The sequence below is a fragment of the Pseudonocardia halophobica genome, assembly GCF_027922425.1.
GTDB lineage: Bacteria > Actinomycetota > Actinomycetes > Mycobacteriales > Pseudonocardiaceae > Pseudonocardia > Pseudonocardia halophobica.
Window position 1 is genome coordinate 150,512 of the sequence record NZ_BSFQ01000004.1, and the last position, 16,139, is coordinate 166,650.

At 75.5% G+C, this 16,139-nt stretch carries 14 protein-coding genes and 1 pseudogene; 5 read left to right on the forward strand and 10 right to left on the reverse strand.

Annotated elements, in window-relative coordinates:
• Positions 1 to 14: 14 nt before the first annotated feature.
• Complete coding sequence (locus tag PKE99_RS06940; RefSeq protein ID WP_271214852.1) at positions 15 to 1,634, forward strand: helix-turn-helix domain-containing protein; 1,620 nt, start codon at positions 15 to 17, stop codon at positions 1,632 to 1,634.
• Positions 1,635 to 1,653: 19 nt separating this feature from the next.
• Positions 1,654 to 2,325 carry a TetR/AcrR family transcriptional regulator gene (locus tag PKE99_RS06945; RefSeq protein ID WP_051736740.1) on the forward strand — a complete coding sequence of 224 codons (672 nt, stop codon included), beginning with the start codon at positions 1,654 to 1,656 and terminating at the stop codon, positions 2,323 to 2,325.
• On the opposite strand, the gene PKE99_RS06950 is transcribed toward PKE99_RS06945, so the two are convergent.
• Entirely contained in the window at positions 2,292 to 3,089 is a 798-nt protein-coding gene (locus PKE99_RS06950) for an alpha/beta fold hydrolase (protein ID WP_037040631.1), read from the reverse strand. The two genes, PKE99_RS06945 and PKE99_RS06950, sit on opposite strands and share 34 nt — an antisense overlap.
• 25 nt (positions 3,090 to 3,114) lie before the next feature.
• On the reverse strand, positions 3,115 to 4,134 hold the full coding sequence (locus PKE99_RS06955) for an LLM class flavin-dependent oxidoreductase (RefSeq protein ID WP_037040632.1): 1,020 nt from the start codon (positions 4,132 to 4,134) through the stop codon (positions 3,115 to 3,117).
• A 201-nt stretch (positions 4,135 to 4,335) separates the two neighbouring features.
• Between PKE99_RS06955 and PKE99_RS06960 the strand changes: the two genes are divergently transcribed.
• On the forward strand, positions 4,336 to 5,115 hold the full coding sequence (locus PKE99_RS06960; RefSeq protein ID WP_037040634.1) for an SDR family NAD(P)-dependent oxidoreductase: 780 nt from the start codon (positions 4,336 to 4,338) through the stop codon (positions 5,113 to 5,115).
• A 23-nt stretch (positions 5,116 to 5,138) separates the two neighbouring features.
• On the opposite strand, the gene PKE99_RS06965 is transcribed toward PKE99_RS06960, so the two are convergent.
• Both PKE99_RS06965 and PKE99_RS06970 read right to left on the reverse strand, forming a co-directional pair.
• Complete coding sequence (locus tag PKE99_RS06965; RefSeq protein WP_051736741.1) at positions 5,139 to 7,193, reverse strand: helix-turn-helix transcriptional regulator; 2,055 nt, start codon at positions 7,191 to 7,193, stop codon at positions 5,139 to 5,141.
• Positions 7,194 to 7,196: 3 nt separating this feature from the next.
• Entirely contained in the window at positions 7,197 to 7,718 is a 522-nt protein-coding gene (locus PKE99_RS06970; RefSeq protein ID WP_051736742.1) for an AAA family ATPase, read from the reverse strand.
• A 37-nt stretch (positions 7,719 to 7,755) separates the two neighbouring features.
• Between PKE99_RS06970 and PKE99_RS06975 the strand changes: the two genes are divergently transcribed.
• Entirely contained in the window at positions 7,756 to 9,039 is a 1,284-nt protein-coding gene (locus PKE99_RS06975) for a DUF4032 domain-containing protein (RefSeq protein WP_051736743.1), read from the forward strand.
• 70 nt (positions 9,040 to 9,109) lie between these two features.
• On the opposite strand, the gene PKE99_RS06980 is transcribed toward PKE99_RS06975, so the two are convergent.
• The 5 genes and pseudogenes from PKE99_RS06980 to PKE99_RS06995 form a co-directional block, all read right to left on the reverse strand.
• Positions 9,110 to 9,532 (reverse strand): hypothetical protein, encoded by a 423-nt coding sequence (locus PKE99_RS06980; protein WP_037040638.1) that lies wholly within the window; start codon positions 9,530 to 9,532, stop codon positions 9,110 to 9,112.
• A gap of 136 nt (positions 9,533 to 9,668) precedes the next feature.
• Complete coding sequence (locus tag PKE99_RS06985) at positions 9,669 to 9,923, reverse strand: hypothetical protein (RefSeq protein WP_156067101.1); 255 nt, start codon at positions 9,921 to 9,923, stop codon at positions 9,669 to 9,671.
• Between the two features lie 33 nt (positions 9,924 to 9,956).
• Positions 9,957 to 11,216: an erythromycin esterase family protein gene (locus tag PKE99_RS06990; RefSeq protein WP_051736744.1), complete on the reverse strand. Its 1,260-nt coding sequence runs from the start codon at positions 11,214 to 11,216 to the stop codon at positions 9,957 to 9,959.
• 151 nt (positions 11,217 to 11,367) lie between these two features.
• Positions 11,368 to 11,748, reverse strand: a complete 381-nt coding sequence (locus tag PKE99_RS38960; RefSeq protein WP_369075870.1) for an HNH endonuclease signature motif containing protein — start codon at positions 11,746 to 11,748, stop codon at positions 11,368 to 11,370.
• A 22-nt stretch (positions 11,749 to 11,770) separates the two neighbouring features.
• A pseudogene (locus tag PKE99_RS06995) lies at positions 11,771 to 12,679 on the reverse strand (DUF222 domain-containing protein); the annotation flags it as partial.
• A 370-nt stretch (positions 12,680 to 13,049) separates the two neighbouring features.
• Between PKE99_RS06995 and PKE99_RS07000 the strand changes: the two are divergent.
• Positions 13,050 to 15,005: an APC family permease gene (locus PKE99_RS07000; RefSeq protein ID WP_037040639.1), complete on the forward strand. Its 1,956-nt coding sequence runs from the start codon at positions 13,050 to 13,052 to the stop codon at positions 15,003 to 15,005.
• Between the two features lies 1 nt (position 15,006).
• Here PKE99_RS07000 and PKE99_RS07005 read toward each other — a convergent pair whose 3' ends face one another.
• Positions 15,007 to 16,086, reverse strand: a complete 1,080-nt coding sequence (locus tag PKE99_RS07005; RefSeq protein WP_037040641.1) for an NADH:flavin oxidoreductase/NADH oxidase — start codon at positions 16,084 to 16,086, stop codon at positions 15,007 to 15,009.
• Positions 16,087 to 16,139 lie beyond the last annotated feature (53 nt).

A 16,139-nucleotide genomic window follows, 5' to 3' on the forward strand; every position in this document is an offset into this window, starting at 1 on the left:
GTCGAGGGGGAGCCATGGCGAGTCCTACAACGGTCCGCCCCGAGCCGCCGCAACAGGACGTGACCGCGGAGTTGACGCTGGTCGCGCGTGCGCTGCGCGCGGAGCTCGGCGCCGCACGCTGCGTGGTGTACGCCCGCCGCCCCGACGGCGGCCTCGCGCGGCTCGCCGCCGACGGGGACCCGCGGGAGTGCGCGCACACCAGCGCCGCGGTGCCACTGCTCGTCGAGGGGGAGGTCGCCGGGGTGCTCGAGGTCGAGCGCCCCGCCGTCGACGGCCGCCCGCCGGACGACACCGCCGCCGAGCGCGACGCCACCGCGGCGGCCCCGTACGCCGGCCTCGCCGAGACGATCCTCGGCCGGGAGCGGCAGGCGAACGTCGGGGCCCGGCAGCGCCGCGAGCTCGCGGAGCTGGGCCGGACCCGGGAGCTGCAGCGGCGGCTGTCCGCCGCCGTCGCCAGCGGGACCGAGGGCGACGCGCTGGTCGCGCTCCTGGCGTCGATGCTCGGCACCGGCGTCGCGCTGCTCGACGCCGCGCTGCACCCCGTGTCCTGGAGCGCCCCCGAGGGGCCCGCGACGCTGCACGAGTCCTCCTTCCTGCCCGGGACCGCCCGCGTCCGCACGGCGCTCGCCGATCTCGGACCGGAACACAGCACGGCGGTGCTGCCGCCCGATCCCGACGCCGGTCTGATGCGTCGCCACCTCGTCGCCGCCCTCGTCGGCGAGGGGGAGGTGTCCGGCTACCTCGACGTCGTCGAGACGGGGCGGCGGCTCGGCCCGGCCGACGCGGCGGTCGCCGAGTACGCCGCGGCCGTGCTGGCCCTGCAGTCGCTGTCGGAGACCCGGCGCGCGCAGGCGGTCGTGCAGGCCCGCGACGACGTCCTCGGCGAGCTGCTGCGCGGCTCCCGCACCCCGGACGACCTGCGGCGCATGGCCGCACACGTCGGCCTCGAGGTGGAGCGGCCGCACCTGCTCGTCCGGCTCCCGGTGGCCGACGGGCGCAGCGCCCGGGACGGGCGGGCCCCGGCGTCCGCGGTGGTGGCGGACGCCGTCGGGGTGCCGGTGCTCGCGATCGCCGAGCCCGACGCCGTCGTCCTGCTCGCCGGGCTGCCCTCCGGCAGCGCGCCGGAGGCCCGGGTGAAGGCGCAGCTGGGCGCGGTGCTCGACCGGCTCGGGCCGCTGACCGGCTGCCGCCGGGCGGTCGTCTCGGCGGTCTGCCGGCGGGTCGAGGACTACCCGGCCGCGCACGCCGAGTGCCGGGACGCCGAGGCGATCGTCGCCGGCTTCGGCGGCCGGCCCGGGGTGCTCGACGCCGCGGACTTCCGCACGTTGCGGCTGGTGGTCAACGGCGAGCGCACCTCGGTGGCCGTGCGGTTCGCCGAGACGCTGCTCGGCCCGCTGCGCCGTAACGACGCGGAGACCGGCGGCGATCTGACGGACACGCTCCGGCACTACCTCGCCTGCGGCGCGCAGGTGCGCGCCACGGCGAAGGTGCTGGGCGTGCACGAGAACACCATCCGCTACCGCCTGGGCCGCATCGAGCACGTCGGCGGCCTCGACCTGCGGCGGTTCGACGCCCTGCTGGCGGCCCAGCTCGCCCTGCAGGTCGACGACCTGGCGCGGGGCGGCAGCGCCTGAACGGCAAGGGGGATCCACGGTGGCCCAGGCACAGGCGACGCCCGCCCGGGCGACACGGGCACAGGCGACCCGGCCGCGCAACGCCTCGCGGCGGGCCGAGCTGGTGGGGGTGGCGAGCCGGCTGTTCCGCGAGCGCGGCTACCACGGCGTGGGGATGCGGGCGATCGCCGAGGCGGCCGACATCCAGGCCGCCTCGCTCTACCACCACTTCGCGAGCAAGGAGGAGCTGCTCCTCGAGTCGATCTACGTGGTCGACCGCGACCTGGTGGTCGACCAGCTGCCGATCCTCGAGGGCGAGGGGACGTACCGGGAGCGGCTCGAGCGGCTGGTCCGCGGGCACGTGGGGCACATCGGCGCCAACCGGGACGCGTGGTGGGTGGCGGGGCGCGAGCTGCGCGCGCTGTCGCGGGAGAAGCTCGACGAGGTGCAGGTCTACCGGCGCCGCTACCAGCACGCCCTCGGGGACTTCCTCGCTGCGGGCACGGAGGCGGGCGAGTTCGCCTGCGACGACCCGCGGCTGAGCGCGCTCGCCGTGCTGGACATGATCAACGGGCCGAACGAGTGGTGGGAACCGGACGGCCGGCTCGCCATCGACGAGCTGGCCGCCCGGTACGCCGCGCTGGCGCTCCGGCTGGTCGGCGGGGACGCGCCGCCCCGTCAGGCCAGGAAGCGCAGGAGCTCGGCGCGGTAGGTCTCCGGGTCCTCGAGGAACGGGGCGTGGCCGACGCCCGCGAACTCGACGAGCCGGCCGTCGCGGCAGAGCTCGACGCCCGCCTTCGCCCCGGCGAAGGACACGAAGGCGTCCTCCGTGCCGTGCAGGGACAGCACCGGCACGGACAGCCCGGCGAGCAGTTCGCGCTGGTCCACGTCGATCAGGCTGCGGATGGTGTCCGCGGCCCGGGCGCCCGTCTTCATGAACTGCAGCCAGATGGACTGCATGAGGTCGTCCGAGAGCGGCTTGGCGGCCACCGCCGACGTGATCCCGCGGAAGGTCGCCGCCCGGTCCGCGGCCAGCCCGGCGAGCACCGCCTCGGTGTCCGCGGGGGCGCCGCCGTGCGGCCAGCCGTCCGTCGCGGTGTACCGCGGGCTCGCCCCGCCGGTCAGGACCACGCCGGAGATCTCGTCGCCCAGCTCCGCCGCCGCGGCGACCACGACCGCCCCGCCCAGCGACCAGCCGTTGAGCACCGGGCGGTCGAGGCCCAGGTGCCGGACCAGGGCGACGACGTCGGAGGCGATCGCGTCGACCGAGACGTCGTCGAAGTCCTTGTCCGAGCGCCCGCACGCGCGGTGCTCGATCAGCGCGACCTCGTGCCCCGCGCCCAGCAGTGCGGTGAGCGTGGTGTCCCAGCACTCGCTGGTCGCGCCCCAGCCGTGCACCAGCACGACCGGGCGCCCGCCGGAGCCGCGGTGGTGCTCGTAGTAGACCTGCTTGCCGTCGCGCTCCAGGTACGCCATGTCGTCTCCTTCTCGGGATCGGGGGTCAGCCGGCGAGCCGCTCGCGGACCTGCGGCATCACCTTCGTGGCCAGGTACTCGATGCGCTCCGAGCCGCTGTCGACGGGCTCGCCGGGCAGCTGCGCCCAGAAGTGCACGTCGCGGATCTGCGGGCGCCCGCGCAGCAGCGCGGTCAGCTCGGTCACGGCGGTGTCGGCGTCCCACAGGAGGTAGGCGCCGGCGTCGATGATCTGCTGCGGGTCGGTGAAGCGCGGGGTCGCGTCCGGCGGGCCGAAGGCGCCCCAGGCGATGTACTCGTTGAGCTGGTAGAGGGCGTGCTCGCCGATCCGGGCCCAGGTCCGCTCCGGGTCCTCGGCGATGACGGCCCACTGACCGGCGTAGATCCGCGCGTCCTCGACCGGCCTGCCGAGCGCGGCGACGGCGTCGAGGTAGGCCTGCTGGTGGGCGTTCTGGGTGGAGAGGAAGCCGTCGGCGATGCGTGCGGCCCGGGCGATCGCGGGCTCGGCCATGGCGCCGACCAGCAGCTGGGGTGTGGTCTCCGGCCGCGGGGTCACGGCCAGCCCCTCGGGCAGGGAGTACCGCTTGCCGGCGAAGCCGCTCGCGTCGCCGGCCCAGGCGCGCCGGATGATCTCGACGCCCTCCTCCAGCAGGCTCGGCCGGTTCCGCACGGTCTGCCCGAAGGCCGCGAACTCGCGCTCCCAGTAGCCCTGCCCGACGCCGAGGTCGAACCGGCCGCCGGTGAGCAGCGAGAGCGTGGCGGCGTCCTCGGCCAGCCGCACGGGGTTGTGCAGCGGCGAGACGATCAGGTTCGTGCCGATCCGCAGGTTCGCGGTGCGCTCGCCGATCGCCGACGCCAGCACGAAGGGCGAGGGGCTGTACCCGTCCTCGCAGAAGTGGTGCTCGGTCAGCCAGACCGAGCCCAGGCCCTTCTGCTCCGCCCAGGCGATCTGCTCCAGGACCTCGCGGTAGAACGCGCCGAACGGCCGCTCCGGGTCCGGGTTGCGGAAGTCGTACCAGAGCCCGAACACCGGTCCCGTGCCGTCCACCTGTGGCCCCTCTCGTCGGTTGCCGGGGAGGGTCCCGAGGCGGGGCCGGGGTGTCATCCCCCCGTACGCGCGGCGTTGTCGACGTCCCCAACCGGGCCGCGGCGGTCCTGTGGACTCTCCCAACACCTCGGCGACGCCGCCCTGTCGGCCGTGCGCGGCGGTTCCTACCGTCGGCCGGGCCGTCGTCGAGAGGAGCACGTCGTGTCCGATCTCCCCCCGCTTCAGGAGGCCACGCTGCGCGACAAGGTCGCCGTCGTCACCGGCGCCGCGCAGGGCATCGGCCGCGCCACCGCGCTGCGGCTGGCCGCCGAGGGCGCGCTGGTGACGTGCGCGGACATCAAGGACACCGCCGAGACCGTCGCGCTCGCGGAGAAGGAGGGCGGGCAGGCCGTCGGCGTGCAGCTCGACGTCCGGGTCGCCGCCGACTGGGAGGCCGGGATCGCCGGGGTGCTCGAGCGGCACGGCCGGGTCGACCTGCTGGCCAACGTCGCCGGCATCGTGAACATGCAGAGCGAGGACACCGTCGTCGGGCTGACCGAGGAGGCCTGGGAGAACGTCCTCGCGACCGACCTCAAGGGCGTCTGGCTCGGGATGCGGGCGGTGATCCCGTCGATGATCGAGGCCGGCGGCGGGCGGATCGTGAACATCAGCTCGCTCGCCGCGCTGCGCGGCCTGCCGAACCTCGCCTCCTACTCGGCGGCGAAGGGCGGCGTGATCGGGCTGACCCAGCAGGCCGCCTTCGAGTACGGCCCGCGGAACATCCTGGTCAACGCCATCGCGCCCGGCACGATCGACACCCCGATCCTCGGCGACATCACGCCGGAGATGAAGGCGGCCAACGCCCGCGCCCACATCATTGACCGGCTCGGCCTGCCCGAGGAGATCGCGTCGATGGTGGCGTACCTGTTCCGGGAGGGCCGGTTCGTGACCGGGCAGGTCTACCCGGTCGACGGCGGGTGGTCGGCCAAGGGCAACTACTGAGGGCAACTACTGAGCACGGGCTCCTACTGACGGGCGCGGTCGTCGGGGCCGAGCAGGTCGGGCGCGCGGGCGGCCGCCTCCCGCCGGGTCGCGACGCCCAGCTTCTGCAGCACCGCGGACACGTGGTGGTCGACCGTGCGCACCGACAGCACGAGCGCGGCGGCGATCTCCGCGTTCGTGCGGCCGCGCGCGACCAGCCGGAGGATCTCGACCTGCCGGTCCGTCAGCCCCGCGGGGTTGTCGCGGGTGGCGGGCAGCGGGCCGCGCGGGATCCGGGTGATACCGAGGTCCCGCAGCCGCCGCCGGACGAGCAGGGCCGCGGGTTCCGCGCCCAGCTCGTCGAGCAGCTGCAGAGCCTGCAGCGTCGGCTCCGGCCGGCCGGACTCCGCGAGCTCGAGCGCCCGCTCGTAGGGGTCGCCGAGGTGCTCCCAGGCGGCGGCTGCGGCCCGCCAGTCGCCGCGCAGCCCGGCCGCGTACTCCTCGGGGCAGCCGGGGAAGGGCTCGGCCGGACGGCCGGCCCGGGCGAGGTAGCGCAGCAGCTCGCCGCGGTAGCGCTCCGCTCCTCGCCGCGCAGTGCGGGCGAGCACCGGGTCGACCGCGTCGGGGACCGGCTCGCCGGCGAGCCAGGCCTGCTCGACGGCGGCGACCGCGGTCGGGGCCAACGCCTGCAGGATGTCCGCGCGGCGGGCCAGGTCCCACGAGCGGTCGAGCGAAGCGGCGGCGTCGGGCGCGCCGCGGCGGACCCGCAGCCGGGCGAGCAGCGGGAGGGTCTCGCGGCCGAGCACGCCGGCGTCCGGGACGGTGTCGACCAGCTCGGCGAGGCCCGCCTCGGCGTCCGCCCAGTCGCCGCGCACGGCCCGGAGCAGCAGGTCGTGGGCCTCGAGTGTGTAGGCGTGGGCGAGGAAGTCCGCCTCCCGGGTGCGGTCGAGGCCCTCGCTGACGGTCCGTTCCATCTCGGTGAACCGACCGGCCCGGCGCAGCCCCTTGACCATGCTCGTGTAGGCGCGCGCCACGTACTCCTGGTGCCCGATCGCCTCGGCCTCGCGCACACTGCGGCGCAGCAGCTCGAGGCCGGCCTCGGGCTCGCCGAGCTGGATCCGCGCGAGGCCCTGGTAGTTCAGGCACAGCGCCACCAGGTCCCGCCGGCCGACCTCGGCCGCCAGCTCCCGGGCCTCGGCCAGCTCGGCGAGCGCCTCCTCCTCGTGGTCGCTCAGCGCGAGCAGCACCCCGCGGTAGGTGCGCGCGAGGGCCAGCCGCGCCCGGTCCCCGGTGCCGGCGAGGGCCGCGAACGCGCGGTCCACCGTGGTCCGGGCCGCGGCCATGTCCGCCCGCATGTACTGCTGCCGCGACAGCGTGACGAGCGCCTGGCCGAGCCGAGCGGGATCGCCCAGCTCCTCGCGCAGCCCGACGGCCCGTGCGGCGGCGTCGGCGGCCGCGTCGAACCGGTGTGCGTTGTAGAGCTCCCAGGCGTACTCCTCGAGGACCGCGGCCCGTTCCTCCACCGGCAGCGCGCCGATGTGCGGAAGGAGCAGCGTGTAGAAGTCGAGGGACTGCCGGTGGGCGCCTGCGGCGGCGGCGCGGGCGGCGGCAGGCCCGTGATCGACGACGACCGCGGTCGCCTTGCAGCGGGCCGCATGGTGGAGCACGCGCGCCAGGTCCGGATCGGGACCCGCCAGCAGCACCCGCACGACGTCGTCGTCGAGCCGCAGGCGGCGGGTGCGCGGCAGCGCCTCCTCGACGGCCGTCCGCGCCAGCTCGTGCCGGAAGGCCAGCCCGCCGTCGCGGAGCTCGAGGAGGCCGAGCTCCTCGGCCGGCGCGGCGTCCGCCCGCCAGGCCGGGTGCAGGGCGTCGAGCAGGGAACCCTCGGCCCGTGCGGGCACGACGGCGACCCGGTCGACCAGGTCCCGCGGGCCCGGGTCGAGGCGCGCGAGCCGGCCCAGCACCGCCTCGCTGACCGACGCCGGCAGGCCGGCCCCGTCCGATCCCGCCGCCAGCAGCTCGGTCACCAGGAAGGGGTTGCCGCGCGTGCGCCCGTGCACCCGCAGGCCCACGCCCCGGTCGCCGGCCAGCCCGAGCACCGCCTACAGCGAGAGCGGGGGCAGCGCGATCCGCACGGCCACCGGGGGCCGCAGCACGCCCAGCACGCGGCGCAGCGCGGTGGTGGGGCCGAGCTCGTCGTCCCGGTAGGTCAGCACCACGAGCGACGGGCACTGCTCCACCCGCCGGCCGAGGAAGGCGAGCAGGTCGAGGGTGGCCTCGTCGGCCCAGTGCACGTCCTCGACGACCAGCACGGACGGCGTCGCGAGCGCGTCGAGCAGGGCGTCGGCGATCTCGCCGGGCCCGCCGCCCAGCGCCGCCGCCAACGGGCCGCCGAGCGTGCGGGCGACGTCCCGGACCGGGCCGAGCGGGCCGGGGGTGAGGAGGTCGTCGCAGGCGCCGCGCAGCACCCGGACCGGCACGTCGGCGGTGAACGCCCGCACGAGCGAGGTCTTCCCGATGCCGGCCTCGCCCGCCACGAGCGCGACGCGTCCGGCGCCGCCCGTGGCGTCGGCGAGCGCGGCGCCGAGGAGGTCGAGCGCCGGCTGCCGTTCGAGGAGCGGCATGGTCAGGAGGGTAACGCCCGTCACTATCCTGGCGGCCGTGTCGGCGTCGACCGGAGCATCTGCGTCGGGGCCGGGGACTCCGGCCTCGCCCGAGCTCACGTTGCGGGCTCTCTCGCCGGGCCTGCTCGCGCTGCCCTGGGACCAGCCGCTCGGGGAGTGGAGCCCGGCCGAGGTCCCGTTGCGGGACATCGCCGTCGGGCCCAGCCGCCACCTCGTCCGGTTCGCGGGGTGCGACGGCGTGCTGTGGGCGCTCAAGGAGCTGCCGCACCGGATCGCGCGCAAGGAGTACGCGGTGCTGCGTCGGCTCGAGGACCTCGCACTGCCGGCGGTGCGGCCCGCGGGCGTGGTGTTCCAGGCGGAGGACACCGCGATCCTCGTGACCCGCTACCTCGAGGGCTCGTGGCAGTACCGGCGGCTGTTCATGCGGCTGCCGCCGAACCGGCCCGCGCACCGCGCCCGGCTGTTCGACGCGATGGCCGGCCTGCTCGTCGAGCTGCACCGGCACGGGATCTTCTGGGGCGACTGCTCGCTGGCCAACACGCTCTTCTCCCGGGACGGCCAGATCCTGCAGGCCTGGCTGGTCGACGCCGAGACCAGCGAGGTCCATCCGTCCCTGTCCGACGGGCAGCGGCAGATCGACCTGAACATCCTCGTCGAGAACGTCGCCGCCGGGATGATCGACCTGGCCGAGCGGCTGGACCGGCCGCCGGAGATCCACGAGCAGCTCATCGACGAGGCGCTCGCGATCCCCGGCCGGTACCGCGCGTTGTGGGAGGCCCTGCACGCGGAGCCGGTGTTCTCGTTCGGCGACCGCTACCGCGTCGAGGGCAAGATCCGGGAGCTCAACGATCTGGGCTTCGCGGTCGAGGAGGTCACGCTGCGGCCGACCGGGGACGGGCCCGGCGCCCTGCGGCTGCAGGTCGCGGTGGGGGACCGGCGGTTCCACGCGGACCAGCTGCGCGCGCTCACCGGGCTCGACGCCGGCGAGGGCCAGGCGCGGATCCTGCTCGGGGACCTGCACGCGTACCAGGCGTCCCTGTCCCGGCGTGGCGGACGCGAGGTCGGCGAGACCGAGGCCGCGACGCGGTGGCGGGACGCGGTGTTCGGGCCCGGGACCGCCCGGGCGCACGCCGCACTCGGCGGCGTCGGGTCGCCGGTGCAGGCCTACTGCGACCTGCTCGAGGTGCGCTGGATCCTCAGCGAGCGGCAGGGGGCGGACGTCGGTGACGGGCGCGCCCTCGCCGCCCTCGCCGGTCGCGCGCCCACCGACTCCGCCGCCCGCGCGGCCGTCGCCGAACCGTCGGAGCCGTGCGAGGGGTAGGGGTCCGCTGTGAGAACGGGCGACGCCGGAGGGCCGGGCGTGGCACCTCCGGCGTCGCCGGCGTGCGGTCCTACTGGATGGAGAACTCGCCGCTCGGGTCGACGGCCGGTGCCTCGGTGGCGGTCGGCGCGGCCGGCGGGTTCAGCACGCCGAGGATCGGCCCTAGCACGTCCGGCGCCCCGGTCGGCGCAGGCAGCGGGGAGCGCGGGAGGCCGCCCGGGCCGAGGGGGCCGTCGTGGGCGGGGCCGCGGGCGCCGTCGCAGCAGTTGTCGTGCTTCCTGTGCTTCTTGTGGTGGCCGTCGTGATCGCCCTTGTGGTGATCGCCCTTGTGGTGATCGCCGCCGTGGCCGTCCTTGTCGGCCTTCTCGCTGTGGCCGCCCTTCTCCGCGTGGCCGTCGTAGCCCCCGTCGCCGGCGAACGCCAGGCCCGGCGTGATCACCGCGAGGGGCAGGACAGCCGCACCGACCAGCGCGGCGCGAGTCGTCGTGCGCATGAGGAGCTCCTCTTCGTCCGTCCGGGGACGTCGTCGTCCCGCCTCCTCGTGCGGCGGCGGTGCCGGCGAGCGTCATCGGGTCCAACGGCCGCCCGTCGGGACGGGCGCGGGGCTCCACACGAAGGAGTGAGCGCGTTCACCAGCCGCGGCGTGGGTCCCCCGCCGACGCGCGTGCGCGTGCGGACCGCCGGCGCACGGCCGCGACCATCAGGCCCAGCGCGAGGAGCCCGGGCCCGCAGTGCACGGCCAGCACCCCGGCCAGGCTCGGCCCGCCCCAGTCGTCGCGGTAGCTCGCCGGGTCGCCCAGGTCGATCACGAACGGCTCCGCCACCGCGCGGCCGACGAGGTACAGCCCCACGATCATCGCCGTCACGAGCACCACATGCCTCATGCCGCGGACGCTAGGCGCGGGGCCGGGCCCCGATCACTGCAGCACACCCCCGGGTTCGGGGTGGGGTGGGCTCGTGCGCGGCCTGACGGTGTGGAGGAACAGCACGTCGTCGACCTCGTCGAGGAGGGTGTCGTCGGCCGGAATGTAGGCCGGGTTCGTGCTGCTCCGGGTCGTGGCCGCCCGGCGGAGCGCGTGCGCCGGCAGGAGGTGGATGCCGGGCGGCAACGCGCGGTGGAGGGCGCCCTCGACGGTGCCCGGCGGTGGCGCGGGGATGTCGTGGTGGGCGGCCTCGCCGAGGACGCACGCGATGGCGCGGTAGGCGTCGCCGAAACGGTCGGCGAGGTGCGCGCCGGCGGGCTGCCAGCGGAGGGTCGTCGGGCCGAGCGTCATCCCGGTGGTGCCTGTGCGCAGGTGCTGGTTGTGGGCGAACACGAGGGTGGGGCCGTGGTCCGCGATCGCCTCGAGGTTGTCCGCCATCGCCGTGTCGCGGAGGGTGGCGAGGCGGTCCCAGCGGTGCCCGGTGTCCTGCGCCATGACCCGGTGGTAGGCGAGCAGGTCCGCGGCGGTGCGGGCGGCGAGGACGGCGTCCTCCAGGACGGCCGGGTCGACGACGGGCCGCAGGCGCGGTATCTCGCCGGCGAGGGTGCGGCGCAGGTCGTCGGTGATCGCGCGCAGGTCGCGGACCCGGGGCTCGCCGCCGATCGAGCGGCCGGGGTCCATCGCCGCGGCCGGGTCCTCCCACGGCCCGTCGGCGCCGAGCAGCCGGTCGAGCGTGTCCCACGGAGGGAGGTCGGCGTCGTGGCCGAGGTGGGTGTGCAGGAAGCCGTGCAGCACGGTGAGCGCGGGGCGCGGACTGGGCGCCGCCATCATCTCGACGGCCGCGTCGAAGCCCGCGAACCGGAGGCGCCGCGCGTCGGTGCGGTGCCGGTTCTGTTCGCGCATCCAGCGGATCAGCGCGCGGTTGGCGGGGGAGGCGCCGAAGCCGTGGGTGAAGCCGGCGGCCATGACCCCGTCCTCGGGAGCGTCGCCGCCGGCGACGTACCCGTCGACGACACGACCGTGCCAGGCGCTGGACTCCGGGGCGATCGTGGTGAAGCCCGCCCGCTCGACGAGGGCAGCGAAGACGGCGTTGCGGAGGAGGCCGAACTCCTCCTCGCCGTGCAGCGGCTCCCCGAACCCGAGCAGCCGTGGTGGGTGCGGCAGGCCGGCGATGCGGGTGGCGAGCCGTGCGGCGAGCCCCTCGTGGTCGTCGGCGTCGACGCTGATCAGGGGAGTGGGGATGCCGCTGGTCATGCGGGGTCCTTCCGGAGCGAGGCGGGGCGCGTGACCAGTTCGACCGTAGCTGTGAACCAACGGGTTGAAGCTTGGGAAGCAGGACTGCAGGAAAGAGCCCGATCACCCTCCACCGCACGCTGAGCCCCGCCGGGCGCCGCGAGCCGGAGGGCTACGCGAATTCAGGGAGGCGCCGTGCTTCATGGGCACGGGTGGCGTCCCACGTCCGTGGTCGCCTGCGGGGTATCTGGTCGGGGTCGATCCAGGCGGGCGGGAGGAACTCCGGGATCCCGTCGCGCAGGCGCACCACCCAGTCCGTGGAGTGGATCTGGCGGTGGTGGGCCTTGCACAGCATGACCAGGTTGCCCAGCGCGGTGGGTCCGCCGTGCTCCCACGGGATGAGGTGGTGGATTTCGCACCAGGATGGTGGGCGGTCGCAGCCGGGATGCGCGCAACCGCCGTCGCGGGAGGTCACTGCGCGGCGCAGCCCGTCGGGGATCGAGCGGGTGAGCCGGCCGACGTCCAGCGGCTGACCCTGCCCGTCGAGCACCATCGGCACCACAGTCGCAGGCCAGCTGCCGCAGCGCGGTCGGCGAGAGCTGCCCGGCGAACTCCAACATCCCGGCCCGGGCCCGGTGCTGCAGGTCCTCGAGCCGGATCTGCACGGTCAGGGTCGGGCGGCGCCCACCCACCGACGGCAGCTCGCCGTGCTCGAGCACCCAGCCGCACACCTCGGCCAGCGCCTCGGCCTGGCGTTCGGCGGCGGTGCGGTCGTCGTCGGCGGTCAGGGGCGCGGCTTGGGCATCGAGGGCCGTCGCGATCGCCTCGAACAGCGCGGCGTCGTCGTAGCGGCCGACCAGCCGCCCGCCGGGTTTGGTGGCGAACCGGGTCAGGCGGAGTTCGTTGACCTGCGGCGGCGGGCCATCGTCGGGTTCGGGGCCGTCGGCGTCGAGCGCGTCGAGGAGCGCGGTGCCCCACTGCTGCAGCTCCCGCGGGGTGTAGGTGGCGGCGGCGCCGGCCAGCTGGATCTCCGCGCCGGCCCAGATTTCTGGGGAGAGCCGGCCGGCGGGCGGCGAGGCCAACAGTCGGGCGACCACCGCGACGTGGGCGAGGGAGGTGTCCCCGGCGGCGAACACGTCCGCGGTCGCCGGCAACCGCGCCGGCAGCGCCGCGCCGTCGAGCCCGACCCGTGGGCAGACCGCCTCGGCCACCGCTCCCCGCTGCGCGGCGACCCCGCGATCGAGCCGCAGCAGATCCTGCAGCGCCCGGGTCGGCGAGGCGTAGCCGTGCTCGGCGAAGGTGCCGTGCCGGTCGAGCCCGGCCACCGCGTCGACCCCGATCCGCTCCAGCCGCCGCGTGACCGTCTCGCCGATCGTCACGACCTCGACCAGCTCGGCCGCCGAGGCCTGCCCGACCGCGGCCGCGAGCGCGTCGACGCCCTCGTCCAGGAGGCGGCGCGCGTCGGCGACCGGGCTGGGGAGCATGATCCGAGACTACTCGAACACGTATTCGAACACAAGGTAAAGTACGCAGCTCAAGTGCCCTCCACTCCGTTGGGGGCGCCGTCCCACGAGTTCGAGCCTTCGAGGCCCACCCTCAGCCCTGCACGCCCGAACCGTCCGCTCCGGCATGCCCCGCGCTGCCCGTCCCGCGCCGCCCGCCATGCACCGCGTCGACCGTCCCCCTCGGACCGAATTGCGCGGTGCTGTCTCGGGTGCGCCGGGCGATGCACGGCACCCCGGCGTCCCCCATCCCTCCTCCCGCTTCGTCCCGGCGCCCTGCCCCCCGCCTCCGCGAACCGGACGAAACGCCGAGCTCCTGTTCCGGCGGCGCGATCAGGGGGATGCTGCCGCCGTGGGCGTGATCGAGAGCGGCAGGCACCGGGTCGGGGGCTGGCTGCTGCAGGGCGAGGGCCGGCGCTCGCGGCAGGGTCCGCACACCCACCCGCCCGAGCCGGAGAAGCGGCACCCGTGGTGGCGGGTCATGTGTCTCACCGGCGTCGACTACTTCAGCACCCTGGGCTACCAGCCGGGCATCGCGGCGCTGGCGGCCGGCGTGCTGAGTCCGTTGGCGACCGTCGTCCTGGTGCTGGTCACGCTGCTCGGCGCCCTGCCCGTCTACCGCCGCGTGGCGCGCGAGAGCCCGCGCGGTGAGGGCTCGATCGCCATGCTCGAGCGGCTGCTGCCCTTCTGGCGCGGCAAGGTGTTCGTGCTGGTCCTGCTCGGGTTCGCCGCCACCGACTTCCTCATCACGATGACCCTCTCGGCCGCCGACGCCACCGCGCACGTCGTCGAGAACCCGCTGGTCCCGCAGCTGTTCGACGGCCACAACGTCGGGATCACGCTGTTCCTGCTCGCCCTGCTGGGGGCGGTCTTCCTGGCCGGGTTCGGCGAGGCGATCCGGATCGCCGTCGTGCTCGTGGCGGTCTACCTGGGCCTCAACGCCGTGGTGATCGTCGACGGGCTGTGGCGCATCGCGACCGAGCCGAACGTCGTCGCCGACTGGACGCGGCTGCTGGAGCTGCAGTACCCGAACCCGTTCCTGGCCGTCGCGGTGGCGCTGGTCGTGTTCCCGAAGCTCGCGCTGGGCCTGTCCGGCTTCGAGACCGGCGTGTCGGTGATGCCGCTGATCAAGGGCGGGCCGGACGACACCGAACAGCGCCCGGCCGGCCGGATCGCCGGGGCGCGGAAGCTGCTCACGACCGCCGCGCTGATCATGAGCACGTTCCTGGTGACGTCGAGCGTGGTCGTGACGCTCCTCGTCCCCGCCCCCGAGCTCGCGCCCGGCGGCCCCGCCAACGGCCGGGCCCTGGCCTACCTCGCGCACGAGTACCTCGGCCCCGCGTTCGGCACGGTGTACGACCTGTCGACGATCGTGATCCTCTGGTTCGCCGGCGCCTCGGCGATGGCCGGCCTGCTGAACCTCGTGCCGCGCTACCTGCCGCGCTACGGCATGGCGCCGCACTGGGCGCGGGCGGTGCGGCCGCTCGTGCTCGTGGTCACCGCGATCGCGTTCCTGGTCACCGTGCTGTTCGACGCGGACGTCGACGCCCAGGGCGGCGCGTACGCCACCGGCGTCCTGGTCCTCATGACCTCGGCGGCGATCGCCGTGGCGCTCTCGGCGCGGCGCAAGAGCAGCCGGAAGATCTTCGCCGGCTTCGCGGTGGTGTCGCTGGTCTTCGTCTACACGACGGTCCTCAACATCGCCGAGCGGCCGGAGGGCGTGAAGATCGCGGCCTGTTTCATCGTCGGGATCCTCGTGGTCTCGTTCGCCTCGCGGGTGGTGCGCGCCTTCGAGCTGCGGGTGACCGGCGTCGAGCTCGACGACACCGCCCGCGGCTTCCTCGACTCGTGCGCCCCGGGCCCGGTCCGGCTCGTCGCGCACGAACCGCGGCCGGGGGAGGCCTCCAGCCCCGCCCGCGACGAGGAGTACCGGGAGAAGCTCGCCGAGGAGCGCGAGGACCACAACATCCCGGATCCCGACAAGGTGCTGCTCGTCGAGGTCCGGATCACCGACCCGTCGGAGTTCGAGACCTCGCTCAACGTCGTCGGCGAGCAGCGCGGGCCGTACCGCGTCCTGTGCACCGAGGCCCCCTCCGCGCCGAACGCGATCGCGGCCCTCCTCATGACCATCCGCGACCTCACCGGGAAGCCGCCGCACGTCTACTTCGACTGGACCGAGGGCAACCCGGTCCTGCACCTGCTCCGGTACCTGTTCACCGGCCAGGGCGAGGTGGCCCCGGTGACCCGCGAGATCCTCCGGGAGGCCGAGCCCGACCTGCGCCGGCGCCCCGCGGTGCACGTGGGGTGAGTCAGCGCCACGCGCCGCGGGCGTACTGCGCCGGGTACGGGGCGGCGGAGTACGGGACGCCGAGCTCGTGGGCGGCGCGCAGCGGCCAGGCGGGCTCGCGGAGGGCGGCGCGGGCGAGGAGGACGACGTCGGCGTCCTCCTCCTCGAGCACCGCCTGGGCCTGCGCGGGCTCGGTGATCAGCCCGACGGCGCCGGTGGCGATGCCGGCCTTGGCGCGGACGTCGCGGGCGAACGGGACCTGGTAGCCCGGGCCGACGGGGATGTCCTGGCGGGCGTCGAGGCCGCCGGAACTGACGTCGACGAGGTCCACGCCGCGCCCGGCCAGCCGCGCGGAGAGCTCGACGGTCTCCTCGGCCGTCCAGCCGCCGTCGACCCAGTCGGTCGCGGAGAGCCGCACGAGCAGGGCCTTCCGGTCGGGCAGCGCGGCGCGGACGGCGTCGACCACCTCGAGGAGGATCCGGATGCGGTTCTCGAAGGAGCCGCCGTAGGAGTCCGTGCGCAGGTTGGCCAGCGGGGAGAGGAACTGGTGGAGCAGGTAGCCGTGCGCGGCGTGCACCTCGACGACGTCGAAGCCGGCGGCGTCGGCGCGGCGGGCGGCCGCGCCGAAGGCCTGCACGGTCTCGGCGATCTCGTCCGCGGTCAGGGCCCGCGGCGTGGCGTAGCCCTGGTAGGCGGTGGCCGACGGCGCCAGCGCGGTCCAGCCGCCGTCCTCGGTGCCGATGGTGCCCTCACCCCGCCAGGGCGCCGCGGTCGAGCCCTTGCGGCCCGCGTGCGCGAGCTGGGTGGCGGGCACCGCACCCTGCTCCCGCAGGAACGCGGTGATCCGCGACCAGGCCTCGACCTGCGCGTCCGACCACAGGCCGGCGTCCTGCGGGGAGATCCGGCCCTCCGGCGTGACGGCCGCGGCCTCGGTCATGACCAGCCCGAACCCGCCCGTCGCGCGGGCACCGAGGTGGACGAGGTGCCAGTCGGTGGGAACGCCGTCGCGCGCCTCGACCGAGTACTGGCACATCGGCGCGAGCCAGATGCGGTTGCGTGCGGTGACCCCGCGCAGCGTGATCGGGTCGAACAGGGACGGCACGGGGACCTCCGGGGGAGCGCGGTGGCGGCGGCCGGTGCGGCCGCCACTGCCGC